The organism is Streptomyces sp. DSM 116793, from assembly GCF_057320905.1.
This window is the reverse complement of the sequence record NZ_CM170494.1, coordinates 8,140,541-8,164,493: the sequence shown is the minus strand read 5'-3', so window position 1 is coordinate 8,164,493 and position 23,953 is coordinate 8,140,541. Positions and strand designations below refer to the sequence as shown.

Annotated in this window: 21 protein-coding genes and 1 pseudogene; 10 read left to right on the top strand and 12 right to left on the bottom strand. The window is 72.1% G+C overall.

Features of this window, described 5'->3' with window-relative positions:
- Window positions 1–35 precede the first annotated feature (35 nt).
- The 4 genes from ACSMXW_RS32220 to ACSMXW_RS32205 all read right to left on the bottom strand — a co-directional run bounded on the left by ACSMXW_RS32220 (window position 36) and on the right by ACSMXW_RS32205 (window position 5,300).
- Window positions 36–1,052, bottom strand: a complete 1,017-nt coding sequence (locus ACSMXW_RS32220; protein WP_485801540.1) for an NAD-dependent epimerase/dehydratase family protein — start codon at window positions 1,050–1,052, stop codon at window positions 36–38.
- A 188-nt stretch (window positions 1,053–1,240) separates the two neighbouring features.
- Window positions 1,241–2,974 carry an IlvD/Edd family dehydratase gene (locus tag ACSMXW_RS32215; RefSeq protein ID WP_485808447.1) on the bottom strand — a complete coding sequence of 578 codons (1,734 nt, stop codon included), beginning with the start codon at window positions 2,972–2,974 and terminating at the stop codon, window positions 1,241–1,243.
- A 187-nt stretch (window positions 2,975–3,161) separates the two neighbouring features.
- Window positions 3,162–3,992: an SDR family NAD(P)-dependent oxidoreductase gene (locus ACSMXW_RS32210; protein WP_485801539.1), complete on the bottom strand. Its 831-nt coding sequence runs from the start codon at window positions 3,990–3,992 to the stop codon at window positions 3,162–3,164.
- Between the two features lie 162 nt (window positions 3,993–4,154).
- Window positions 4,155–5,300 (bottom strand): LacI family DNA-binding transcriptional regulator, encoded by a 1,146-nt coding sequence (locus ACSMXW_RS32205; RefSeq protein WP_485801537.1) that lies wholly within the window; start codon window positions 5,298–5,300, stop codon window positions 4,155–4,157.
- 562 nt (window positions 5,301–5,862) lie between these two features.
- On the opposite strand from ACSMXW_RS32205, the gene ACSMXW_RS32200 reads away from it, so the two are divergent.
- From ACSMXW_RS32200 to ACSMXW_RS32185, 4 genes are all read left to right on the top strand, one after another.
- Window positions 5,863–7,248 (top strand): ABC transporter substrate-binding protein, encoded by a 1,386-nt coding sequence (locus tag ACSMXW_RS32200; protein ID WP_485801535.1) that lies wholly within the window; start codon window positions 5,863–5,865, stop codon window positions 7,246–7,248.
- 31 nt (window positions 7,249–7,279) lie between these two features.
- Entirely contained in the window at window positions 7,280–8,236 is a 957-nt protein-coding gene (locus tag ACSMXW_RS32195; protein ID WP_485801533.1) for a carbohydrate ABC transporter permease, read from the top strand.
- Window positions 8,229–9,017, top strand: coding sequence for a carbohydrate ABC transporter permease (locus ACSMXW_RS32190; protein ID WP_485801532.1), 789 nt, complete (start codon window positions 8,229–8,231; stop codon window positions 9,015–9,017). The genes ACSMXW_RS32195 and ACSMXW_RS32190 overlap by 8 nt, the downstream gene beginning before the upstream one ends.
- A 106-nt stretch (window positions 9,018–9,123) precedes the next feature.
- A complete protein-coding gene (locus ACSMXW_RS32185) occupies window positions 9,124–10,569 on the top strand; it encodes a glycoside hydrolase family 5 protein (RefSeq protein WP_485801530.1) in 1,446 nt (481 codons plus the stop codon).
- Window positions 10,570–10,626: 57 nt separating this feature from the next.
- Here ACSMXW_RS32185 and ACSMXW_RS32180 read toward each other — a convergent pair whose 3' ends face one another.
- Together ACSMXW_RS32180 and ACSMXW_RS32175 are read right to left on the bottom strand one after the other, a co-directional pair.
- A complete protein-coding gene (locus tag ACSMXW_RS32180) occupies window positions 10,627–11,439 on the bottom strand; it encodes an FHA domain-containing protein (protein ID WP_485801528.1) in 813 nt (270 codons plus the stop codon).
- 19 nt (window positions 11,440–11,458) lie between these two features.
- Window positions 11,459–13,375, bottom strand: a complete 1,917-nt coding sequence (locus ACSMXW_RS32175; protein ID WP_485801526.1) for a serine/threonine-protein kinase — start codon at window positions 13,373–13,375, stop codon at window positions 11,459–11,461.
- Window positions 13,376–14,153: 778 nt separating this feature from the next.
- Between ACSMXW_RS32175 and crcB (ACSMXW_RS32170) the strand changes: the two genes are divergently transcribed.
- The 3 genes and pseudogenes from crcB (ACSMXW_RS32170) to ACSMXW_RS32160 form a co-directional block, all read left to right on the top strand.
- Window positions 14,154–14,654 carry a fluoride efflux transporter CrcB gene (crcB, locus tag ACSMXW_RS32170; RefSeq protein WP_485801524.1) on the top strand — a complete coding sequence of 167 codons (501 nt, stop codon included), beginning with the start codon at window positions 14,154–14,156 and terminating at the stop codon, window positions 14,652–14,654.
- Complete coding sequence (crcB, locus tag ACSMXW_RS32165) at window positions 14,651–15,025, top strand: fluoride efflux transporter CrcB (protein ID WP_485801522.1); 375 nt, start codon at window positions 14,651–14,653, stop codon at window positions 15,023–15,025. The genes crcB (ACSMXW_RS32170) and crcB (ACSMXW_RS32165) overlap by 4 nt, the downstream gene beginning before the upstream one ends.
- 36 nt (window positions 15,026–15,061) lie before the next feature.
- Window positions 15,062–15,322, top strand: a pseudogene (locus ACSMXW_RS32160) (class I SAM-dependent methyltransferase); the annotation flags it as partial.
- A 474-nt stretch (window positions 15,323–15,796) separates the two neighbouring features.
- On the opposite strand, the gene ACSMXW_RS32155 reads toward ACSMXW_RS32160, so the two are convergent.
- Window positions 15,797–16,999 (bottom strand): IS110 family RNA-guided transposase, encoded by a 1,203-nt coding sequence (locus ACSMXW_RS32155; RefSeq protein WP_485798791.1) that lies wholly within the window; start codon window positions 16,997–16,999, stop codon window positions 15,797–15,799.
- A 520-nt stretch (window positions 17,000–17,519) separates the two neighbouring features.
- On the opposite strand from ACSMXW_RS32155, the gene ACSMXW_RS32150 reads away from it, so the two are divergent.
- On the top strand, window positions 17,520–17,975 hold the full coding sequence (locus ACSMXW_RS32150) for a hypothetical protein (RefSeq protein ID WP_485801520.1): 456 nt from the start codon (window positions 17,520–17,522) through the stop codon (window positions 17,973–17,975).
- 385 nt (window positions 17,976–18,360) lie between these two features.
- Here ACSMXW_RS32150 and ACSMXW_RS32145 read toward each other — a convergent pair whose 3' ends face one another.
- The gene (locus tag ACSMXW_RS32145) at window positions 18,361–19,215 is read right to left on the bottom strand and encodes an SDR family oxidoreductase (RefSeq protein ID WP_485801518.1); all 855 of its coding nucleotides are present in this window, start codon (window positions 19,213–19,215) and stop codon (window positions 18,361–18,363) included.
- Window positions 19,216–19,839: 624 nt separating this feature from the next.
- Here ACSMXW_RS32145 and ACSMXW_RS32140 point away from each other — a divergent pair.
- Window positions 19,840–20,049, top strand: a complete 210-nt coding sequence (locus tag ACSMXW_RS32140) for a hypothetical protein (RefSeq protein ID WP_485801516.1) — start codon at window positions 19,840–19,842, stop codon at window positions 20,047–20,049.
- A 289-nt stretch (window positions 20,050–20,338) separates the two neighbouring features.
- Here ACSMXW_RS32140 and ACSMXW_RS32135 read toward each other — a convergent pair whose 3' ends face one another.
- The 4 genes from ACSMXW_RS32135 to ACSMXW_RS32120 are packed head-to-tail and all read right to left on the bottom strand — an operon-like array spanning window position 20,339 to window position 22,856.
- Window positions 20,339–20,500, bottom strand: coding sequence for a hypothetical protein (locus ACSMXW_RS32135; protein ID WP_485801514.1), 162 nt, complete (start codon window positions 20,498–20,500; stop codon window positions 20,339–20,341).
- A 39-nt stretch (window positions 20,501–20,539) separates the two neighbouring features.
- The gene (locus ACSMXW_RS32130; RefSeq protein ID WP_485801512.1) at window positions 20,540–21,430 is read right to left on the bottom strand and encodes a TIGR03619 family F420-dependent LLM class oxidoreductase; all 891 of its coding nucleotides are present in this window, start codon (window positions 21,428–21,430) and stop codon (window positions 20,540–20,542) included.
- A 22-nt stretch (window positions 21,431–21,452) separates the two neighbouring features.
- Complete coding sequence (locus ACSMXW_RS32125; protein ID WP_485801511.1) at window positions 21,453–22,088, bottom strand: NADPH-dependent F420 reductase; 636 nt, start codon at window positions 22,086–22,088, stop codon at window positions 21,453–21,455.
- Window positions 22,089–22,121: 33 nt separating this feature from the next.
- Window positions 22,122–22,856 (bottom strand): SDR family NAD(P)-dependent oxidoreductase, encoded by a 735-nt coding sequence (locus tag ACSMXW_RS32120; RefSeq protein WP_485801509.1) that lies wholly within the window; start codon window positions 22,854–22,856, stop codon window positions 22,122–22,124.
- A 145-nt stretch (window positions 22,857–23,001) separates the two neighbouring features.
- Between ACSMXW_RS32120 and ACSMXW_RS32115 the strand changes: the two genes are divergently transcribed.
- Window positions 23,002–23,613 (top strand): TetR/AcrR family transcriptional regulator, encoded by a 612-nt coding sequence (locus ACSMXW_RS32115; RefSeq protein ID WP_485801507.1) that lies wholly within the window; start codon window positions 23,002–23,004, stop codon window positions 23,611–23,613.
- Window positions 23,614–23,953: the final 340 nt, after the last annotated feature.

Below are 23,953 nucleotides of genomic sequence, written 5' to 3'. Positions count from 1 at the left end.
CCGCTGCCAGGGGCCCGGCGCGGGCGGGCTCGTCCTCATGGCGCGAGCGCCGCTGCCGCCTCGGCCGCGGCGTGCCTGGCCCGCACCAGCCGGTCCAGCACGGCGTCGGTGACCGCGTCGGGGCGTGCCGCGTCCTGGTGCCCGGCGCGCCACTCGCGCAGCCGCCGGGCCCCCTCGGACCAGGTGATCACCGGGCGGAACGCCGGCACATAGCGCCGTATCTTGCTGTTGTCGAAGACCACGCTGTGCTGGAGGTCGCCCACGATCAGGTCCGAGAAGAACCAGTCGGGGGCGATGGCGGGCAGCAGCTCCGAGGGCAGGTGCAGCAGCCGTGCGGGGGATCCGGTGACCCGGCCGACGACCGTGTATATCTCGTTCCAGGACAGCACCTCGTCGGACGTGATGTGGAAGTCCTCGCCGACGGCCTGCCCGTTGCCGATCAGGCCGGTGAGGCCCACCGCGAAGTCGTCGGCGTGGGTCAGCGTCCAGACGCTGGTGCCGTCGCCGGGCACCACGATCTCGGCGCCGCGCGCCACCCGGTCCCATGCCGTCCAGTCGCCGGGCAGCGGCGGGTGGGCGTCGTCGTAGGTGTGCGAGGGGCGGACGACGGTGGCCGGGAAGTCCTCCTCCTCGTAGGCGCGGCGCAGGACCTCCTCGGCGGCGATCTTGTCCTGGGCGTAGCGGAGGTAGGGGTTGTGCAGGGTGGTGGACTCGGTGATCGGGAGCCGCCTGACGGGCTTGTGGTAGGCGGACGCCGAGCTGATGTGGATGTACTGGCCGGTGTGCCCGCGCAGCAGGCGGACCATCGCGGCGGTGTCCTCGGCGCCGAAGGCGAGGAAGTTGACGACGCAGTCGAAGTCCCGGCCCTTCAGCGCGCGTTCGAGGGAGTCGGGGTCCTGCACGTCCGCGGTGACGGTGGTCACCGCGCCGGGCAGCGGTCGCTTCTCCGTGCGGCCCCGGTTGAGGACGTGGACGTCCGCGCCCTGGCGCACCGAGGCGCCGACGCAGGCCGAGCTGATGGTGCCCGTGCCGCCGATGTAGAGGACTCTCATGTGCTGCTCCTGTGGGATGTGGTGCTCGGGGCGGGGCGGGGCGGATGCGGTTGCTGGAGTTTTGCGCGGTTCCCCGCGCCCCTTCGGGGTCCGTCGTGCCTCTTCGGGATTCGTAGCCGGCTTGCGGCCGGTGGGGCTTGTCGCGCAGTTCCCCGCGCCCCTGATTGGGGCGCGGCTTACAGGAGGGGTCAGTGGGAGTCGCGGGGTACGGCGTGGCCTCTGGTGCCGGTGAGGAAGTCGAAGTCGGCGCCGAGGTGGGCCTGCTGGACGTGTTGCCGGTAGAGCCAGGCGTAGCCGCCGGCGGTGCCCGCGGTGCCGCCCGGACCGGCCGGGGCGCCCGGGGCCTGCGTTGCGGACGCGGCGTCCGCGTCCGCCTGGGCGCGGGCCTGGGTCCTGCGCCGCTCCAGCTCGGCGTCGTCGACGAGCAGGGACAGCTCGCGCGCGGGCACGTCGAGCCGGATCCGGTCGCCGTCCCTGACAAGGGAGAGCGGCCCGCCGACCGCGGCCTCCGGGCTGACGTGCAGCACCACGGTGCCGTACCCGGTGCCGCTCATCCGGCCGTCGCTGATGCGCACCATGTCGCTGACGCCCTGCTTGAGGAGCTTGGTCGGCAGGGCGACGTTGGCGACCTCCGGCATGCCCGGGTAGCCCTTCGGGCCCGCGCCCCTGACCACGATGACGTCCTCGGCGGTGATGTCGAGGTCGGGGTCGTCGCTGACGGCGTGGTAGGCCTCGGGCGAGTCGAAGACCCGCGCCCGGCCCTCGTGGACCAGCAGCTCGGGGCTGGCCGCGGACTGCTTGAGGACCGCGCCGTCCGGGCAGAGGTTGCCGCGCAGCACGGCGGTGCCGGTGCCGGCCGGCTGGTAGGGGTCGGCCCAGGTGCGGATCACGTCGTCGTTGAAGCACTCGGCGTCGGAGACGTTCTCGCCGATGCTCCGGCCGGTGACGGTCAGGCAGTCCGGATGCATCACACCGGCCTCGACGAGCCGCCGCAGGACGACGGGGAGGCCGCCCGCGTAGCAGAAGTCCTCCATGAGGTACTTCCCGGACGGCATCAGGTTGACGAGGGTGGGCACCTCGCGGCCGAGCGCGTCGAAGAGGTCCAGGTCGAGGTCGACGCCCTCCAGGCGGCCGGCGAGTGCCATCAGATGGACGAAGGCGTTGGTGGACCCGCCGATCGCGGCATTGGCGCGGATGGCGTTCTCGAAGGCCTGGCGGGTGAGGATGTCGCTGGGCCTGATGTCCCGCTCCACCAGGTCCACGATCCTGCGGCCGGCCTCCTGGGCCAGCTCCATGCGCCGGGCGTCCACCGCGGGGTAGGCGCCGCCGCCGGGGAGCTGCATGCCGAGCGCCTCGGCCATGCAGGCCATCGTGGAGGCGGTGCCCATGGTCATGCAGTGTCCCTTGGAGCGGGCCATGCAGCCCTCCGCGGCGCGTGCCTCGCACTCGCTCATCCGCCCGGCGGCCATCTCGGCCTCGAACTTCCAGACGTGGGTGCCCGAGCCGACGTCCTGGCCGCGGAACTTGCCGTTCAGCATGGGGCCGCCGGTGACCATGATCGTGGGGAGGTTCACGCTGGCCGCGCCCATCAGCAGGCCCGGGGTGGTCTTGTCGCAGCCGGACAGCAGGACGACGCCGTCCAGCGGGTTGTTCCTGATGAGCTCCTCGGCGTCCATCGCCATCAGGTTGCGGAAGAGCATCGCGGTGGGGCGGATGATGGTCTCGCCGGTGGAGAGCACGGGGAACTCCAGCGGGAAGCCGCCGGACTGCCACACCCCGCGCTTGACGGCCTCGGCGATCTCGTCCAGGTGGGCGTTGCAGGGCGCGAGCTGTGACCAGGTGGTGGCGATGCCGATCACCGGGCGGCCGTCGAAGACCTCGTCACCGTAGCCCTGGTTGCGCATCCAGGAGCGGTGGATCATGCCGGCCCGTCCCGAGGCGCCGAACCACGCCTGGCTGCGGCGGTCGGGGCGGGGTGTGCCCGCGCGGGGCCCGGGGGTGCCCTCGCCCGCGGTGGTCGCGCGGGGGCCGGACGTGCCCTCGCCCGCCGGAGTGTCCGTGCCGTGCGTGTCGTTGCTGCTCATGCTGGTGCGGCCCCTGCCTTTCGTGTCAGATCCATCCGCCGTCCACCACCCAGTTCTGCCCGGTGCACAGCGCGCTGTCGTCGGCGGCCAGCCAGAGCACCATGCGGGCCACATCGGCCGGGACCAGCCGCTGCGGCAGGCTCTGCGAGGCGTCGATGAGCCTTTCCGCCTCGGGCGTGACCCAGTCCCGCAGCTGGCGCTCGGTCATGATCCAGCCGGGTACGACACAGTTGACGCGGATGCCGTCCGGGCCCAGCTCACGGGCGAGGGTGCGGGTGAGGCCCTCCACGGCCGACTTGGACGCGATGTAGGCGGGCATGCGGGTCAGCGGGATGTGGGCCGAGCACGAGCCCATGTTGACGATCGAGCCGCCGCCGAGATCCCGCATGCCGGGAGCCACCGCCTGGATGGCGAAGAAGTGGTGCCGCAGGTTCACCGCGACCTTGTCGTCCCAGTAGGCCTCGTCGATCCCGGCGCTGTCCCTGCGCTGGTCGTCGGCCGCGTTGTTGACCAGCACCGAGATCGGGCCGAGCGCCCGGGCCGCGGTGGCCAGCGCCTCGGTGTACGCGGGCACGTCCCGGACGTCCGCGGGCAGGAAGAGCGGGCGGCTGCCGGTCTCCTCGGCGACCGTGTCGCACAGCCGCGCGGCGGCCGGCTCGTCGATGTCGGCGAACGCCACCGTGGCGCCCTGGGCGGTGAACTGCCGGACGAACTCCGCGCCGAGGCCCGTGGCGCCGCCGGAGATCCAGACCACCTTCTCCGCCAGGCTGGGATAGCGCGCGTACCGCTCCGGCCGCTCCCCGCGGCGGGGTTCCTCGGCTCCGGCGGTTCCCGACAGGGTGCTGTGGTCCGGCACGGCATCCCCTTCGCAGAAAGTTTCTGACCTGTATCGGAAATTTCGCCGCAACCGTAGAACGCGCTTTCCACGGGGGTCAAGAGGCCCCGCAGAGGTCGGGCGGCCCACACGGGCCGAGCGGCGACGGAGGAGAGTGCGGCGACGCCACGGCCGTCGCAGCGCTCAACGCCGTCCGCCCGTGCGCCGCCGGGGGGCCGAGGTGCTCTCCCGCACCACGAGACGAGTGGCCAGTTCCAGTCGCAGCGGCTGCTCGGGGGAGTCGGCGGCGGGCTCCAGGACGCCCCGCACGGCGAGCATCGCCATCTGCGCCAGCGGCTGCCGCACGGTGGTCAGCCGGGGCGTCATCCAGATGCACGGGTCGACGTCGTCGAAGCCCACCACGCTCAGGTCGTGCGGGATCCGCAGCCCCCGCTCGTGCGCCTCGTCGTAGACGCCGCGGGCCTGCAGGTCGGACAGCGCGAAGACGGCGGTGGGCGGGTCGTCCAGGTCGAGCAGCCCGGCGGCGGCGCGGCGGCCGCTCTCGGCGTAGAAGTCGCCGGTGCGCACCAGTTCGGGGGCGTAGTCGAGGCCGGCCCTGACCAGCGCGGCGCGGTAGCCGTCCAGCCGTTCCCTGCTGCACCGCACGTCGTCGGGGCCGGTGACGACGCCTATGCGGCGGTGGCCCAGCCCGGCCAGGTGCTCGGTGGCGGCGAAGCCGCCGGCGAAGTTGGAGGCCCCGATGGTGGGGACGTCCCGGTCGTACCCGCCCATCTGGTCGATGACCACGAGGGGCGTGCCGACCGGGCTCAGCCGCTCCGCGGCGAGCTGGCGTGCGTGCGAGACCACGAAGACCACGCCGTCGGTCGGGCGGGAGGCCAGCGTGCGCATCCAGTCGCGGGGGCGCGCCTGGCTGTCGTGGGTGACGCTCAGCACGAGACTGGCGCCGAGCCGGTAGGCCTCCTGCTCGGCGCCCGTGAGGAGTTCGCGTGCCCAGGGGGTGTCCACGGTGCTGATCACGAAGTTGACCAGGCCGGTGCGGTCGGCCCTGGCGCGGCCGCGCCGCCGGTATCCGGTGCGCTCCAGGGCCTGTTGCACCCGTTGGCGGGTGTCGGCGCCCACGTGGTGACGGCCGTTGAGCACCTTGCTGACGGTGGGGACGGAGACGCCCGCCTCCTCGGCGACCATGGCGATGGTGACCCGGGCGTCGGCCGCGCCCCGGGCCTGCGGTGCGGGCGCCGGCGCCGGCGCCGGGCGCCTCGTCCCGCTCTGTTCGGGCTGTTGGGGCTGGTCGGGGGCGTTCGCGGTCGCGTCTCGCCGTGCCGCCGTCACAGTGCTCTCCCGATGCCCGGATCCGTGGTACAGAAAGTTTCTTTACCCTAGCACCGGTTTTTCCCTGCGGCCCCGCCTGCGGCGGGGCATCGGGTCCAGCCCCGTGCGGCTTGTCTTCCTTCCACCCGCCGGTGGGGGCTTGGCGCGCGGTTCCCCGCGCCTCTCGTCGGGGCCCGCCGTATCCCCTGCGGTCTCATGGCCGGCCGCCCGACGGTGGGGACCGTCCGCGCCCGCGCCGCGGAGCCGCGGTGCCGGTCCGCCCCACCCACGCTGCGGCCCCGTGCCGGGAGGCCGTTGGCGACGACGTCTTGACACCGGAGCGCCGTCGGTGGTTCGTTGTTTTCAGAACAGTTTCCGAAAGTTTCGCACTCGTTTTGCGGCTCTGCGGGGCGTTCACCGTGTGCCGGCCGGCCGCGTTCCGCTGCGCCCCGCGGCCCTCCCGCGAGCGTGCCTCCCGTGCCGCGGCCGCACCCCGACCAGCCCCGCGCACGGGCGCCACGGCAAACCCACCGCACCGAACGGCACTCCCCCACGAGCGGCCCAGGCCCGAAGGAGAGCGCATATGCCCGGATCCGCGACAGTCCCGAGGCGGCGGCTGATGGGGGTCGTGGCGGCCGTCGCCGCCCTGCTGCTCAGCGCCTGCGCGGGCGGCCCGCTGCCCGAGACGAAGGACAGGGGCCCGGCCGACTCCGGCTCGCTGACCTGGTGGGGGTGGACACCGGACGAGGCCCCGGCCAAGGCCTACATCAAGGCCTTCAACAAGGTCTATCCACGGATCAGGGTGACGTACAAGAAGCTCACCATCGACGGCTACAACGCCGCACTGCGCCCGGCGCTCGCCTCCTCGGTGGGCCCCGACGTCTTCGCGGTGGCTCCCGGCTCCGGCAACGGCCCCGTCAAGCAGTACAGCGTCTTCGCGGTCGACCTCGCGCCCGAGGTCAGGAAGGAGCTCGGCCCCGACTGGCGGTCCAGGCTGGCCCCGATCGGCGTCAGCAGCCTCACCGCGGACGGCAAGCTCGCGGCGCTCTCGGCGGGCGCCGCCTACGCGGGGCCCCTCTGGATCAACAAGGACCTCTTCGACGAGTACGGCCTCAAGGCACCTGCGGACTACGCCCAGTGGAAGCACGTCTGCGCCGTCTTCAAGGCCCACCACGTCGGCTGCTTCGTGCAGGGCGCCGCGCAGACCGCGTTCAACGAGGACACCCTCCAGGCCCTCGCGGACAACGTGCGGCCCGGTGTGTGGGAGAAGGCGATGGCCGGCCGGGTGCCATGGACCGACCCCACCATCGTCAAGGCACTCGGCCTGTGGCAGCGGCTCTTCAAGGACGGGATCATGCAGAGCGGCGCCCTGGGCACCATGCAGTACCCGGACGCCAACAACGCCTTCATGTCGGGCAAGTACGCCATGATCATGATGGGCACCTGGTACATGCAGTACGCGACCAGGCAGGGCGCGACCGCGGCCATCTCGGGGGCGGGCGTGGCCCATCCCAGGCCGTTCGCCCTGGTCCCGGTCCCGTTCCCCGACGTGGCGGGCACCGGGCACACCGGGGCGCTCTTCGGGGACGCGGACTTCGGGCTCGCCGTCAACCGGCGCTCCCGGCACATCGCCGCGGCCACCACCTTCGCCACCTGGCTGGGCACCTCGGCGGCCGGCCAGCAGACGGTGGCCAACGTGCTCAACGACGTTCCGGCGCGCAAGACCGCCACCCCCGACTGGGCCGCGGTCAGGCTGACCGATCCCGCCGTCCAGCAGCCGGCCCTGCAGAAGCTGCTCGACGACGTCGGCAGGTCCACCGAGCCGCGGTTCGCCACCGTCAGCGCCGACATGCAGACCGCGATCGGCGAGGCGTCGACCACGGTCGCCGGCGGCACCTCCCCCGAGAAGGCCGCGGCCACCCTCCAGAAGGCCGCCGAGAAGGACGCCGCGGCCCGCCGGACGCACTGAAGACCGCCACCGACCAGACGGGCAGGAGACGATGACGTCGACCATCTTCAAGGCGAGCGGGGCGCCCGGAGCCACGTCCGGCGTGGACGGGGCCGGGGCACGCGCCCCGCGCAAGAGCGCGTTGCCCTCCGGAGTGCCGTGGATCATGCCGGCGTTCGTGCTGGTCGTCGGCCTCATCTACTACTGCATCGGCGAGACCGGATATCTCTCCACGCTCGACTGGGACGGCACCTACCCGTATCCCACGCACGTCGGCATGGCCAACTACCGGGCCATCCTGCACGACCCGGTGTTCTGGCAGGCCATCTGGCACACCGCGGTGTTCTTCGTGGTCACCTTCTTGGTGCAGACCTTCCTGGGTTTCCTCTTCGCGGCCCTGCTGCACTCCAGGATCAGGCTGGCCGGTCTCTACAAGGTCATCGTGTTCACGCCGGTGGTGCTGGCGCCGGCCACCATGGCGCCGGTGTTCCGGCAGATGTTCGCAGCGGACGGGCAGTTCAACTGGTTCCTGCACCACATCGGTCTCGGCTTCGCCGCCCAGCCCTGGCTGGCCCAGTCGAGCACCGCACTGCCGGTGATCATGTTCATCACCGTCTGGCAGTTCACCGGCATCACCTTCGTGCTCTACTACGCCGCGATCGCCCAGCTCGACCCGCAGACGCTGGAGGCCGCCCGGATCGACGGCGCGGGCAACGTCAGGACGCTGGTCAGCATCGTCTGGCCCGGGGTGCGCGGCACCACCGTCGCGCTGGCGATGCTGGGGGTGATCGGGGCGCTCAAGACCTTCGACGTGCCCTACCTGGTGACGGCCGGCGGGCCGAACTACAGCACCGAGTTCCTCGGCACCTACATCTACCGCGTCAGCCTGCCGCTGGCCCATGTGGGCTATGGCGCCGCGCTGTCGGTCCTGCTGCTCGTGCTGGCGCTGCTCGGCGCGTTCGTGATCGCGTCCCGGGCCCGCCGGGAGAAGGGAGACCCCCGTGTTTGAGGCGCGCAGGATCCCCACCAGGGTGCTTCTGCAACTGCTGGCGACGCTACTGGTGGTCCCGTACCTCTTCCCGGTCGTGGTGATGGTGCAGGGCGCCCTGTCGGGCCGCGGCTGGGGCAACTTCAGGGCGGTCCTCACAGTCGGTGCCGTGCCCACCTTCTTCAGGAGCAGCGCGATCATCGCCGTCTGCACCATCGTGATCGTCTGGGCGCTCACCATGGCGGCGGCCTTCAGCTTCGCCAAGCTGCCCATCCGGGGCAAGGAGGTCTACTTCTGGATGATGGTGGCGGCGCTCACCCTGCCCGAGGTGGTGCTGCTGACGCCGCTGTTCGCCACGACCGTGCACATCGGCCTCTACGACACCTACGGGGCGGTCGTCCTGCCGCTCGCCGCGGTGCAGCTGCCGTTCACGGTGCTGCTCGCCCGGAACTACGTCGCCGGGATCCCCGACCAGCTCTTCGAGGCCGCACGGGTCGACGGCGCCGGGGTGTTCGCCGCGTTCCGGTACATCATCCTGCCGATGACCCGGCCGATCGCCGCGGCCATCGTGGTGCTCGTCCTGATCAACTCCTGGAACGACTACCTGCTGCCGCTCGTGATGCTCCAGGACCCGGCCAAGCAGACCGTGACACTGCTGCCGCAGTACTTCGTCAGCCAGTTCAGCAACGACCAGACGAAAGTGCTGGCCAGCGCCGTGATCACGGCCGTTCCGGAGATCGTCGCCTATCTGTGCCTGCAACGGCTCTTCGAGCGGGGCCTGGCCGCCGGTGCGCTGAAGTGACCGCACCGGCCCCGCCCCGGCCACCGCCGGCACACCGCGTGCCGTCCCCGCGGCGCGCCGCGTGCCGCCCACTCCCCCGCCCCCCATCCCGATGAGGACGCACCCCATGACACCGGACTCCACGCCCCTGCTGCGCACCGAGGGAACCCGATTCGTCGACGGCTCCGGCGGCACCGTCCGGCTGCGCGGCACCGCCGTCGGCGGCTGGCTCAACATGGAGAACTTCATCACCGGCTACGCGGCCAACGAGGCGCTGATGCGCTCCACCGTGCGCGCCGTGCTCGGCGACGAGCGGTACGAGCTGTTCTTCGAGCGGCTGCTCACGGCGTTCTTCACCGAGGACGACGCCCGGCTGCTCGCCGACGCGGGCCTGAACTGCGTACGGCTGCCCGTCAACTACCGGCACTTCGAGGACGACCGGCGGCCCTTCGAGTTCCGCGCGGAGGGCTTCAGGCACCTGGACCGGGCCGTCGCGGCCTGCGCCGCGCACGGCATCTACACGGTCATCGACCTGCACGCCCTGCCCGGTGCGCAGAACCACCACTGGCACTCCGACAACTTCACCCACCGCCCCGCCTTCTGGGACCACCCGCACTTCCAGGACCGGGTGGTGGCGCTCTGGGAGGTCATCGCCGACCACTACAAGGACGACCCGTGGGTGGCGGGCTACAACCTGATCAACGAGCCCGCCGACGAGTCGCGCGAGGTCGTGGGACCCTTCTACCGGCGCCTGGTGGCGGCCGTGCGCGCGGTGGACCCCCGCCACATCCTCTTCCTGGACGGCAACACCTACTCCACGGAGTTCGACGTCTTCGACCGGCTCCGGCGGAACGGAGCGCACGCGGACCGGGCGGACGGGGAGAGCGGGGGCAGCCGGGAGGACTGGGAGAACGTCGTCTACGTCTGCCACGACTACGCGGCCCCCGGCCTCGGGGGCGGCGGCGACTACCCGGGCACCACCGACGGCCGGTACTACGACAGGGCCGCGCTGGAGGAGAAGTACGCGGAGCGCACCGCCTACAGCAGGCGGACCGGTACACCCGTCTGGGTGGGCGAGTTCGGGCCCATCTACACGGGCGACCCGCGGGTCGACGCGATGCGCGCGCGGCTCCTCGACGACCAGCTCGACATCTACCGGCGCGACGGCGCCGGCTGGTCGATCTGGATGTACAAGGACCTGGGCAGGCAGGGCCTCACCACGGTCGACGCGGACACCCCCTACCGCAGGCGGTTCGACGCCTTCGTGGCCAAGAAGAACCGCCTGGGCGCCGACAACTGGGGCAGCGACGGGAGGGGGATCGCGGAGGTCACGGAGCCCTTCCAGGACATGATCGCGAGGGAGTTCCCCGGCTTCGACCCCTATCCCTGGGGCCGCTTCGACTGGGTGCGCACCCTGATCCTCAACGTGACGGTCGCGCAGCCGCTGGCGTACGAGTACGCGGAGCTCTTCCGGGGCCTCGGCGACGACGACCTGATCGCCCTCGCCGACTCCTTCGCCCTGGCCAACTGCACGCCGCGCACCGGCCTCCTCCAACAGCTGCGGAACGGGTGAGGGATCCGGGAGCGTCAGGCCGGCGCGGGCCGGGGCCGCCGCGCCGGCCCGCCCCCGTCAGGTGAGGTCGATCAGCGCCAGGTCCATCGGCACCAGTGTCATCGACGCCATCAGCGCCCGGATGAGGTGGTCGTTGAGCGCGTTGCCGACCGGCTCGCCGACCTCCTCGCGGGTCAGCCAGGGCACCCCGTCCCTGGAGAGCATCAGCCGCACCTTGTTCACCATGTGCTCGACGCGCTTCTCCCGCCAGTCGGCCCAGGGCTGCAACTCGGCGAGCTGGGCCGCGGTCTGCCGCCAGGTCAGGGGCTGGGGACGCGGGTGGTGCAGCAGGTAGCGCTGGCCGAGCACGACGAGGGCCAGCCGCTCCTCGTCGGTGAGCACCCACACCCTGGGCGGGCGGGTGACGTCCTCGTGCCTGGGCGCGGGCCGTGCCCCCTCGGGGCCGGAGACGTAGACCTCCATCAGGTGCTCGCGGTTGCCGGTGCCGCGGACGAAGAGCGGGGTGTAGCCGGTGGCGAGGGGCAGCGGCTCCTCGCCCTTGAACAGCAGCCGGCCACCGGCGCAGCGGATCGGCAACCGCCCGGTGGTCGTCACCCACCACTGGCCTCCGCGGTGGGTCAGCGTGCCCTGTCTGCGGCTGACCTGCGCGTCGTCCTCACCGAGGCAGACGTGCACATCCGGGCGGTTGCGGCCGAAGACGACCTCGCGCCCCTCCCCGGGGCCCAGGGTCATGCCGCCGGTCAGCGAGAGCGCGAAGACGGTGCCGGGTACCGCCTGCGGCACACCGCGGGCGAGGCTGCCGTGCGAGGCGGGCAGGGGGGACCCGCCGGGCGCCCGGCGGGGGCCGCGTGCGCCGGGTGCCGCCCGCATGCCGTGGCCGTCGGTCCGTTCATACCGTCTGCAGCTTCCTGACCACGGCGGTCGCCAGCGCCTCCGCCGTGTCGCACAGCTTCTCGTCCGGCTGCGGCCCGTAGGTCTCCAGGTAGACGTACTCGATGGTGTGGTCGCCCGCGACGTCCACGTAGGTGCGGTGGACCGACATGACGACGCAGGTGTGGTCGCCCTCGTACCCCGGCGCCACGTAGGCGTCTCTGCCGCCCAGTGTCCTGCGGTCGCCGTCGTCCGCCAGGTCGTCGTCGCGGTCGAACTTGAGGTGGACGCCGGTGTCCGAGGACGTGCCCTCCCAGGTGCATCCCCAGCTCGCGAAGTCGGGTTTCCTGCCGGCCTCCGTCACGCCGGGGAAGGCGGCCAGCGAGGCGGAGTCCAACAGGTCGCACGCGTCGAGCCGGGCGAGGGAGTCCGCCGGGAAGGGACTGGGCCGCCGGGGCACCGGGCCGCGGTTGAGGACGCCCACGGCGTGATCGGTGGCGACCCGGGCGAGCGCGCACGGGTCGATCTCCCGCGAGTCGAGCTGCTTGGCCGTGATCCAGACCTGGTTGCCGTCGGCGAGCCGGAGGTTCCGGTCGCACGCGCCGTCCTCGCCGGGGAGCTCCACCACGGTGACCTTGCCGGCCTCGTGGGCGCGCGACTGGGAGTCCAGCTCCGCCGGCTCGGAGGCGAAGTTCACCTCGACGTCCGCGATGTCGCCGTCGCCCTTGTTGATGAGGACGTCGCAGCGGTCGAACTCGCCGTAGTCCGTGTCCATGTAGGGGTCGCCGCCGAACACCTTGAAGGACTTGGTGTCGAGCAGCCCGCAGGGGTCGGCCGTGCGGACGTCGCCGAGCGAGCCCGCGGTGCCGGGGGCGGGCGACGTGCCCTCGGGGGCCGGGGCCCCGGGCGCCCCGGAGTCCCACGGCTGGAGGACGAAGAGTCCCAGCAGCACCGCCGCCACCGCCGCGAGGGCGACACTCGTGACCGTCCACGGGCGCCAGGGCCTGCCGAAGGGCGCCGGCCCGCGCAGCGAGTGCCGCTGCTCCGGCGCGGGACGCAGCCGCATGGTGAGGGAGGCGTCGATCAGGGTGCGCTCCTCGTGCAGCCGCTCCTGGACCTGGCTGGACAGCGGCGTCACGCTGCTCAGCAACTGCCGCGCCCGCACCGCGTCGGGGCGTTCGAGGGGATCGCCCGCCGTCAGGGCGAGCAGCGGCTCCCTGAGCCGGCCGGCGCGCTGCGGCTCCCTGACCGCCGCCCGGGCGGCCAGCTCCACGTACTTCTGCGGGGTCCGCCCCGCCCCGTAGGGGGAGTGGCCCTCCACGGCGGCGTACAGGGTCGCGCCCAGCGAGAAGACGTCGGACGCCTTGACGGGGGGCCGGCCCTGCGCCACCTCCGGTGGGAGGTAGCTGGGCTTGCCGTGCACGCCGATGGCGCGGGTGCCGTCGTAGGTGGGCTCGGACCACAGGGCGCGGGAGATGCCGAAGTCGGTCAGCTTCGCCACGCCGTCCGCCCTGACGAGGACGTTCTCCGGGGTGACGTCGCCGTGCACCACGCTCTCGGCGTGCGAGGCCGCCAGGGCGTCGGCGATCTGGCATCCGATGGCGCCCACCTCGCCGGGGTCGAGGAGGCCGCGCTCCGCCATGATCCTGGCGAGGCTCGGGGCGGGCACGTACTCCAGGACGATCATGCAGGTGTCGCCCTGTTCGACGAAGTCGAAGACACCCACGATGTTGGGGTGATGCAGGCGCGCGGCGTTGACGGCCTCCGTTCTGAGCTTGGAGGCGTCGGCGACGTTCGCCAGGTGGGCGAACTTCACCGCGACGGGGCGCTCCAGCAGCTCGTCATGGGCCCGCCAGACCTCGCCCATGCCGCCTCTGCCCAGGGGTTCCTCCAGGCGATAGCGGTCGGCCAGCCGCTCGCCCCTTGCCCTTGCCACACGCCACCCCGTCGCTTTCGGACTCCGCGTCGCCACGGAGCGTACTCCAGCATGGAGTTGGGCGGGCAGCCTGTGGACGGAGACATGCCGGGGGCGGCGGACCGGGCGGCGCCGCGGTCGGGCAGGACGCGCCGGGCGAGGGCGCGGGCGCGCACCGTCAGGGTCGGGCCCGCCCCGCGCCGGCCGCAGGCAGTCGCACGCCACCGTGTCACGCTCCGCCGATCACACGACGACATGGTCGACACACGCGCCGTCGAGGTCCCGCGGGGCCGCCTGGACGGGCGTCGGATCGCCTTCCAGCAATCAGGGCACGGGACGAATGCCGACCATTCGGGGATAACAGGACAAGGAATGTCATCCGTACGGGCACCGCACCGGTGATCACGTGAGCCGCGCGCCGCCCACCGCGGCGGGGCGGGCCACCCGACCGCTCCGGGCGGACGTCCGGGACCCCGCGACAGGCATGACGCCCTGGACGGCGGTGGGCGTGAGGGCCGGGACGGGCGGCGGCAGGCGGGGTCCCGGTCCGGCGGCAGGCGTGCGGCCCGGACCGGCGACAGGTGCGGCCCGGACCGGCGACAGGTGTGCGGCCTGGACCGGCGGCAGGCGTGAAGTCGGGGATTCGGGCAGGTACCATCGCCGTGCGGTGCCCGGGGCGCCGCACGGCGGTGGGGCTCGCCGTACCCGAACCGCGGCGACGGCGCCGCCGACAGTCCCTACTTGCGACACGCATCCGGTGCAGTGCGAGCATTCCGGTGCCGGCGAGTAGGAGACGCGCATGGCCAAGGCCCGGCCCCTGAGGGGCGAACCCGTCGACCCCGACGTCGATCTGCATGTCCCCGCGCAGCGGCGCGAGCTGCGCCGGGGCCATGGGGCGGTGGTGGCGGTGGTCGCGCTCGGCGGCGCGCTCGGCGCCACGGCCCGTTACGGAGCGGCCCTGCTCTGGCCCACGGCGGCCGGCACCTTCCCGTGGACGACCCTCCTCGTGAACGTCACCGGGTGCGCGCTGATCGGCGTCCTGATGGTGCTGGTCTCGGAGGCCGGGGCGGCGCACCCGCTGGTCCGGCCGTTCCTCGGCACCGGCGTCCTCGGCGGCTTCACCACGTTCTCCACGTACGCCGTGGACATCGACCGCCTGATCGACGGCGGCCGTCCTGGTACGGGCCTCCTCTACCTGGCCCTGACGCCGGTCGCGGCGCTGGCGGCGGTGTGGGCCGCGGCCGTCGCGACCCGGCGCGTGCTGCGGTGGCGGCGTCTCGGAGAGCGGGGTGTCTCGTGAACTGGCTGCTGGTGATCGCGGGAGCGGTGGTCGGCGTCCCGCTGCGGTATCTCACCGACCGCGCCGTCCAGGCCCGGCACGACTCCGTGTTCCCCTGGGGCACGTTCACCGTCAACGTCGTCGGCTGCCTGGTGCTGGGCCTGGTCACCGGCGCGGTCACCGCGGGGGCGGCCTCCTCCCAGGTGCAGCTGCTCCTCGGCACGGGGCTGTGCGGCGCGTTCACCACCTACTCGACCTTCTCCTACGAGACGCTCCGCCTGGCGGAGAGCGGCGCGCGCCTGTTCGCCGCGGTCAACGCCGTGGGCAGCGTGCTCGCGGGGCTGGGCGCCGCGTTCGCGGGTACGGCTCTGGCCGGGGCGTTCTGGGGCTGAGGCGCACCGGCCGGCGGCCGGCACGGCACCGGCTTCTACGCCCGCCACGCCAGGGCCCTGGGCGCCTCCAGGGTGCTGGGGATGGACGTCTCGGAGGCCATGCTGGCGTACGCCGGGGATGTGGCGGCCCGGAATCCCGCGGGCATCGAGTACCTGGCGGCCGACGCCGCGGCGCTGCCGGCCTCGCTCGACGCGTTCGACGTCGTGACCGCGGTGTTCCTGCTCGACTACGCGGCCGACCAGGAGGCCATGACCGCGTTCCTCCGCAGCGCGCGGCGGCATCTCGCCCCGGGCGGGGAGCTCCTGGCGTACGGCATGGACCCGGACTTCGCCTTCGACCGGCCGTGGCCGGCCAGGTACGGCCTGGAGATCGCCGTGGAGCGGCGGCTGCCGGACGGCGTCCAGGCCCGCGCCACGGCCGGCCTCGACCCGCCGATGAACCTGCGGGGCTTCGTCCTGGCCCGCCGGGCGTACGAGGCGGCGGCAGCGGCGGCCGGCTTCGGCGCCCTGGAGTGGGTTCCGGTGACGGCCCCGGGCGGGGCGCGAGTTCCCCCCAGGCTTCTGGGACGAACTGCTCGACAACCCGCCGTGGGTGATGCTCCGTGCCCGGGCGGAGGCGGCACGGCAGCGGCAGCGGGTGGTGGGCGGGGCGTTCTGGTGAGGGCAGGCGCACCGAGGAGGGCAGGCGCGCCGAGGGGGCGGCGGCGGTGGTCGCCGGGATCGAGGAGCGGGTCGCGGCGGGCACGGGTGGGGGTGCCTCTATGTCTTTCGTCAAGCGAGGCGTGGGGTTCTGGGTTCGTAGAAGGTGCCGTCGCGGAGCATGGCGAACAGGACGCTGATGCGGTGGCGAGCGAGGCGGAGAAGGGCTTGTGTGTGGGTTTTTCCGCGGGCTCGGCAGCGGTCGTAGTAGGTGCGGGAGGCGGGATCGTGCAGGGCGGCGAATGCGGAGAGGAACATCGCGCGTTTGAGTTGCCGGTTGCCGCCTCTGGGTGCGTGTTCGCCGTGGATCGAGGTTCCCGACGACTTCGTTGTCGGGGCGAGGCCGGCGTAGGAGGCCAGGTGGGCGGCGGTGGGGAAGCTGGTGCCGTCGCCGACGGTGACCAGCAAGGTGGCTGCGGTCCTGACCGCGACCCCCGGAATCGAGGTCAGGACCTTCGAAAGAGGGTGGTCCTCCAGCAGTGTCCCGATCTGGGTTTCCAAGGCCCGGCGCTGGTCGTGAACGGCGGCGAGGGAGCGGGCCAGGGACGGGATCACGACGTCGAGGGTGCCGGTGCCTGGGACCACGACGCTCTGTTCGTCGAGCGCGGTGAAGACGTCGTCGATCAGTCGCTGGGCCATGCGTGGGGCTTTGGGCCGGATCACCTCCACGAGCCTGCGACGACCTGCCCTTCGCAGGGCGGCTGGGGAGCCGTAGCGTTCCAGCAGCCAGGTGATGGCCTGGTGGTCCAGACGTGGCCCGAGCACGCGTTCCAAGCTTGGGTGGAACTGGGTGAGCAGGCCGCGTATCCGGTTGGAGGTGCGGGTGGCCTCGGCCGCGAGGTCCTGGTCGAAGCCGACCAGGACGGTCAGCTCGGCGGTGATCTCGTCGGTCATGTGAAGCGAGCGCAGGGTGTGCGGCATGGTGCGGGCGGCATCCGCGATCACCGCGGCGTCCTTCGCGTCGGTCTTGGCCTCGCCCGGGTAGAGGTCGGCGATCCGGCGCATGGCCAGGCCTGGCAGGTAGGCGACCTTGCAGCCGGCGTTGCGGGCGACGGTGAGTGGGAGGGCTCCGATCGAGGCAGGCTGGTCCACGATCACCAGGACGGTGCCGAACTTCGCGGCGAGCTTGTCGAACACCGCTCGCAGCTTCGTCTCGCTGTTGGGCAGCGGCTTGTCGAAGATCTTCTTGCCGGCAGGAGTCAGGCCGTGTCCGTGATGGGCGCTCTTGCCGACGTCCAGGCCGAGGAAGACGCCTACGTCGTCGATGTCGTACAACCCGTCCTCCCGAACAGGGCTCGTGCGGTGCTGGCCAGGGCGATGGAGCCGTACGCGCGCATCCACGTTATGCAGACCTGCCGCCCGCAGGATGCCGGGCGTTGCGCCCGGCCAGGCGGTAGTCGGACCTCTCATCAGCGTCTCCCACGGCACCCCACGGGCCCGGTGACACCACCCCCCAGGTCATCCCATCGACAGGGGGACACAGTCATACCGGACCCGGAGGCCAGCGGCCCTCTTGCAGGACCGCGAAGAAGATAACGGGGGCTGCCCCCGGTGCCGGACGACGAACCGGCACCGCCGGTGCGGCGGAACGTGCCGCTGGGCGAGATGTTCCGCGGCGCGTACCGGCGCCGCACCGTCATGCTGTGGATCTTCCAGGTGCTGCAGACGGTGGCGTACTACGGCTTCGGCTCGCTGGCACCGGTGGTGCTGGTGTCCAAGGGCTACGAGGTGACCGAGTCCCTGACGTACGCGGCGCTGAGCTTCCTCGGCTTACCCGATCGGCTCCGCGCCGGCGGTGCCGCTGACCGACCGGATCGAGCGCAAGCTGCTGATCACCGGCTCGGCGGCGGGGATCGGCGTCTTCGGCATCGTGTTCGCGGCTGCGCGCCTGCCCTGGCTCATCGTCGCCGCCGGGTTCCTGCTGACGGTGTGCAGCAACGTCTTCTCCAACGCGTTCCACACGTATCAGACCGAGATCTTCCGCACCGGGATGCGCAGCTCGGCGGTCGGCATCGCCTACTCGCTCTCCCGGCTCACCTCGGCCGTGCTGCCGTTCGTGGCCGTGCACGTCCTGGACTCCGCGGGGCCGACCGCCGTTCTTCACCGGCTCGGCCGTACTGATCGTGCTGCTCTGCGTCGACATCGGCGTGCTCGGCCCGCGTACCACGGGCCTCGCCCGCGTACCACGGGCCTCGGACTGGAAACGGTCGCCGAGGAGCCGTCCGGGACCTCGGACGGCTCCTCGTCCTGAAGTGACGGCCCGCGCCGCCCCCGCCAGGGGCGCGGGGACTGCGCGAGCAACCACCGGCCCACCGGTCGGCCCGGACACGGCAGAACCTGCCCCTCCGGGACGGTGCCGGCCTGACGGTCTCGTCGTGGCTGATCGCGCCCAGGCGGCGAACCGCACGATGGCACAGCCCCGCACCCCTGTCGGGGCACAGCCCCGCCCGGCAGGGCGCGGGGAACTGCGCGAGAACCCCACCGGCCGGTGGTCCGAACACGACGGAAAAGCCCCTCCGGGACGGTGACGACCCGCCCCTCTCCTCGCGGCTGATCGCGCCCACGCGGCGGAACCGCACAAGGACGCAACCCCACATCCCGGCCGGGGCGCAGCCCCTTCGGCGCAGCCCCTTCGCTCAGGCCCGGAGGGCCGCCCTGATCGCATCGGCGATCGGTGTGGTCGGGCGGCCGAGAAGCCGGGAGAGGTCCCCTCCCGTGCCGGCCAGTTCGCCCTTCTCGATGGACGCGTCCACACCGGCGAAGACCGCGGCGGCACCCTCGGGCACCCCGGCGCCGACGAGGATGCCGGTGTACTCCTCGACGCTCACCGGACGGTAGACGATCTCCTCACCGGTCTGCCGGCTCAGCTCGGCGGCGTACTCGGCGAAGCTCCAGGCGGTGTCGCCGCCCAGCTCGTACGTCCGGTTCTCGTGCCCCTCACCGGTCAGCACCGCCACCGCGGCGCCCGCGTAGTCGGCGCGGGACGCGGAGGCGACCCGGCCCTGCCCGGCGGCCTGGACGACGGCACCGTGCTCCAGGACCGGGGCGAGCTGGGCCGTGTAGTTCTCGTGGTACCAGTTGTTCCGCAGCAGCACATACGGCAGGCCGGACCGCAGAAGCACCGCCTCGGTGCCCCGGTGGGCGTCAGCGAGCGCGGCCGTCAGGCTCCCGGGGGCGCTGGTGTACGCGAGGAGCGCCGCGCCGGCGGCCTCGGCGGCCTCGATGACGACCGTGTGCTGGGCGACGCGGTCCTTGTCGACCTCGCTGCCCGAGATGAGCAGCACCCGGTCGCCGGCCGAGAAGAGGCCGTCGAAGGTCTCGGGGGCGTTGTAGTCGGCGATGTGCAGCCCGACGCCCCGCGCGGCGATCGCGGCGGCCTTCTGCTGGTCGCGTACGACGGCGACGATCTGCTCGGCCGGGACCGTGTCCAGCAGCCCGTCGACGACGTGACGGCCGAGGTGTCCGGTGGCTCCGGTGACAACGATGCGCATGGCTGAGATCTCCTTGTGGGGCGTGTCGTCAACCGACCCTAGACGGACGAGCCCACAGCCAGACCAGCGCCCCGCCGCCGGACCTCGCTGACGCTTGCCCGGGGCGCCGCGGCGGGACGATCCTGCGGTAGCGGGCCGGGCCCGCCGACCGCGAAGGCGGCATCGGCAACCAGGTCCCCATCGTCCTGCAGCAGCCGACTCCCGCCGGTCGGTTGCAGGCCCTCGACCCCGGGCCCGGCCCACCAGCTCGTCGGCCCGAGTCGGTTCGGCCGGCGGCGACACGGCGGAGCCTGTACGGCCGACAGGCTGCTTCACCGGTTGATGACCGTATCCTCCTGCGCCGGGCGGGTCATATCGATGCGGGGCGTACATCGCCCTCAGCCGGGCCGACCACGACCCGTCATCGCCCAGCAGTACCTAGTGCCGCAACAGGCAACGTTCGCCCCGTCGCGACGCCCGGCACGCCCTCTCGCCGCACCGGCCCAAAGCCCAAGTACATCCAGTACGAGGACTTCCGGCCGGCACACCGAGAGCACGCACCGGACGCCGCTCCTTGACGGGCAAACGTCGCCTGCCGCGGCACTAGTCCGCCTCGCCGCCGTCGGCGCCTCCTCGGCAAGGTTGATGACCGTCGGCTACGCGGCCCGGTGGTTCGCGATGTTCCTTCGTACCCTGCCCGGCGAGGGCCGAAGGCCGGGCGACGTCGGCCGGGACGGCGTGCTCGCCTACCTGCGCCGGCTGACGCACCGAGCCCGCGACACCGGCGACTTCCAGCTTCTCGACGAGGACGACCCGGTACGGCAGATCGTCGCCGAGTCGGGAACAGCCGGCTGATCGCCGCAGATGCTCCGGGACCACCCCGGACAGCCCCAGCCACCCGCAAGCCGCCCGGCCCTTGAGAAGAGGAGCGGCCGCCGGCGCGTGGAGCCGCTGCCGCCGACCGACCTCTGACCGACCCCCCCGGCCGCCTCGAACCCGACGGACGGAGTCGCTGCGGATGTGACCGCATGACCAGGTGAGGCCCCTCCAACGCTCCGGAGAGGCCTCACCGATATCCGGAACCACCGGTACACGCCCCGGTCACGGTCTCGAACTCCTGAGACCGAAGAACTCGGGCGGTCGGTCAGGACCGATCTTCGCCTGCCACGATCTCGCTGATGAGCATCGCCCTGGAGGTGAGGTCCGCCAGTCTGTGGACAGTCTGTTTGGCTTCCACGACGGACTCGCGACTGATGAGCGGCTCATCGCCGAGCGGGCTGTTCGGCACCGCGTTCTCGGCGGGCAAGCAGGCGAGGACGTCCTTTGTTGTCCGGCTCTTGGGTGGTCACAACCGACCGGTGCGCGCGATCACCTGGCTGGCGAAGTCAAGCATCTGGTCAAGGCCGGTGAACAGTGCGAAGGCGTCCACGAACGCCTCGTCCGCACCGGACCCGGCGAAGCGCTTGAGCTTGTCGGCCAGCGAATCAACGGTCGTGCCCGGTTCGAGGTTGATACGTATGGCCTTCTTCAGCGCGTCGGGATCGCGGCCGGCCTCCTGCGCCGCCTGGCGCGCGAGCGACCACAATCGGTCGGCGACCTCGTCCGGCAGAAAATCGACCCCGAGCCAGCCGGTGGCGCTGCGGCCGACCCGGCGCATCGCGGCCTCGCTGGCGCCGCCGATCCAGATGGGCGGCCCGCCCGCTTGCACCGGGCGCAGGTCGGCGTGGACCGGCGGCAGCGAGAAGAACTCGCTGTCCCAGGACACCGGGTTGGCCGTCCACCACTCGTGCAGGAACGCCAGCAGGTCATCGAGCATCCGCCCGCGCCGGCGCCAGTCCGCGCTGCGGGCGATGTCGTGCTCGTCCTTCATCCACCCGAGTCCCACGCCGACCTCGAGACGGCCGTCGCTGAGCACGTCGAGCGTGGTCAGCATCCGGGCCAGGTGCGGCGGCTCGTAGTAGAAGGTGCTGAGCGTGCTGGCATTCAGCCGTACCCGGCTGGTCGCCGTCGCGGCGACGGTCCACAGCAGCACCGGGTCGAGGTAACGCTTCATCTGCGGCGGGTACGGCTGCTCTTTGCCCGGATAGACGCTATGCATATCGACCGGCTGGACCAGGCGATCGCCGACCCACAGCGTGTCGTAGCCAAGGTCCTCGATCCCTCGACAGAACGCGCTCAGGCCGGCTGCGCTGCTGATGGCGGGCCCGATTATGGGAAGTGTGAAACCAAGCTTCATGACGAGTCCTCTCGGCGGTCCGTCAACCGTTCACGCGGACGGGAAGCTCGGTGATGCTGAGGGCGAAGTCCAAGTTCCCCACCCCGTGGTTGGCGAGGCCCACCGTGACCACGCCCGCTCCTTCCAGCCAGTGCGCCATTCTCAGGCCGCCGACGTCCAGCGGGCGCAGCCCGATGCTCTCGATGAACGCCTCCACACGTGCCTTGGCCTGCGCATTGTCGCTGGCGATGAAGACGTCGGGCCGGCCCTTCTCCAGGACATGGCGGAAGATGGTGTTGAACGCCTTCACCACGCTGGCGCCGGCCGGGGCTGCCTTGGCGACTTCCTGCGCGATCGAGGTCTCCTCGCGGTGGGCCAGCCCGTCGAACGTGGAGTTGAACGGATTGCTGATGTCGACGATGACCTTGCCCGCGAGAGCGTCTCCGTACTGGGCGACGGCCGGCACGACACCGTCGTACAGCAGGGCCACGATGACGATGTCCCCGGCCGGGGCGGTGCCCCATTCTCCCGTCGTGGTGCCGCCGCCGAGAGCCTTGGCCAGGTCAGCGGCCTTGGCCTGGTCGCGGCCCATGATTTCGACGGTGTTGCCGCCCGCTATCGCCCGCGCGCCTAGGGTGCGGGCCATGTTCCCGGTGCCGATGATGCTGATGCTGCTCATGAGATGTCCTGCCCTGGTTGTGGGTCGTTCGGTTCAGATGGCGGTGGTGCCGCCGTCGGCGACGAGTTCCATGCCGTTGACGTAGCTGGAGTCGTCGGAGGCGAGGAAGAGGGCAGCGGTGGCGATCTCGTCGGGGCGGCCCATCTGGCCGCGGGGGATGAGGGACTCGAAGTGGCGCTTGGTGGCCTCGTCGAAGAGCTCTTCCTGCTTGGCGGTGGCGACCTGGCCGGGGGTCAGGACGTTGACGCGGATGCGGCGGTCCTTGAGTTCGTTGAGCCAGATGCGGGCCCAGGCCTGCTGGACGGCCTTGCTGCCGGCGTAGACGCTCCAGCCGGGGAAGGCGCCGAGGGAGGCGTTGGAGCCGGTCATGAGGATGGAGCCGCCGTCGTTGAAGAGCGGGAGGGCCTTCTGGACGGTGAACAGGGTGCCGCGGGCGTTGAGCCCGAACCAGGTGTCGAACTGGGCCTCGGTGATCTCGCCGAGCGGGGCGGGCTCGCCCCCGCCGGCGCTGGCCCACAGCACATCGAGACTTCCCTTCTCCCGCTTGACGGTGTCGTACAGGCGGTCAAGGTCGTCCAGGTCGGCGGCGTCGCCCTGCACGCCGGTGACGTTGCGGCCGATCTGCTGCACGGCCGCGTCCAGGGCGTCCTGGCGGCGGCCGGTGATGAAGACGTGCGCTCCCTCGTCGACGAACAGCTTCGCGCCGGCCAGCGCCATGCCGGTGGTGCCGCCGGTGATGACCGCGACCTTGCCGTCGAGCTTTCCCATAGTCGTTCCCTTGAGTCGGTGGTGCCGTGTGCACCTGGGGAGACGGTGCTATGTACACCGCCCTGTGTGCTTACCGTACGGGGCGGGGCGGCCGCGACGCAAACTATGTACACCGGTCGTTACCTAGCTGCGGTACTCTGGATCCATGACGGAGTTGGAGAAGGGCCCCACGGGCCGCCGCCGCGGCCGGGGCGCCCGCGAGCGCATCCTCAGCGCGTCCCAGCAGCTGTTCCGCGAGCAGGGCATCAACCGCACCGGCATGGACCAGCTCTGCACGGCGGCCGAGGTGTCCAAGCGCACGGCCTACCAGCACTTCGGCAGCAAGGACGAACTCGTCGCCGAATACCTGCGCAGGTTCGACCCCTCCGTTCTGTCCGGCGTGTTCGACCGCACCGACCTCACGCCCCGCGAACGGCTCCTCGCCGCCTTCGACGTCCCCGCCACCACGCCCCTGTGCCCCTACATCGCCGCGGCCGTCGAACTCCACGACCCCGAGCACCCCGCATCCCAGTACGCGCGCGACTACAAGAAGGCCGTCGCCGCGCGGCTCGCCGACGCCGCCCGTGAAGCCGGCGCCGCCGACCCCGAGCAGCTCGGCGAGCAGCTCGCGCTGCTCATCGACGGCGCCGCGGCCCGCACCCGGGTCCTCAACGCCGACGCCTTCCCCACCGCCGCCGCCATCGCCGCCGTCCTCATCGACAACGCCATCCCCGCCACAGCCGGCGATGACCGGCGACGGGAGGAAGTGCCGAGTTGACTCGGCACTCCACGGGCGGGCTGGACGCGCTGCCGATCGGGCGGCCGCACCCGCTGGTTCGCGACACCAGCCGCCGGGCACCTCGCCCAGATCTGCCGGCTTTCACGCTGCCCGCCCGCCTGCTGCAGGCCGCAGCAGAAGCGGCGGGGAGACGGCGACCCCGAAGGCTTCAGGAGTTCGAGGCCGTCATCCCGGCCCAGGGCGCTGACGGGCCGCCGGTTCGAACAGACGGCTGATCGCATAAGTCCGTCATCCGGCTGTAACCCGCCGTCGGGTTCTGGATCCCGTGGACCGCTCCCGCCACCACGAACGGCGGACCGCCGGCGATCAGCCGACTCGA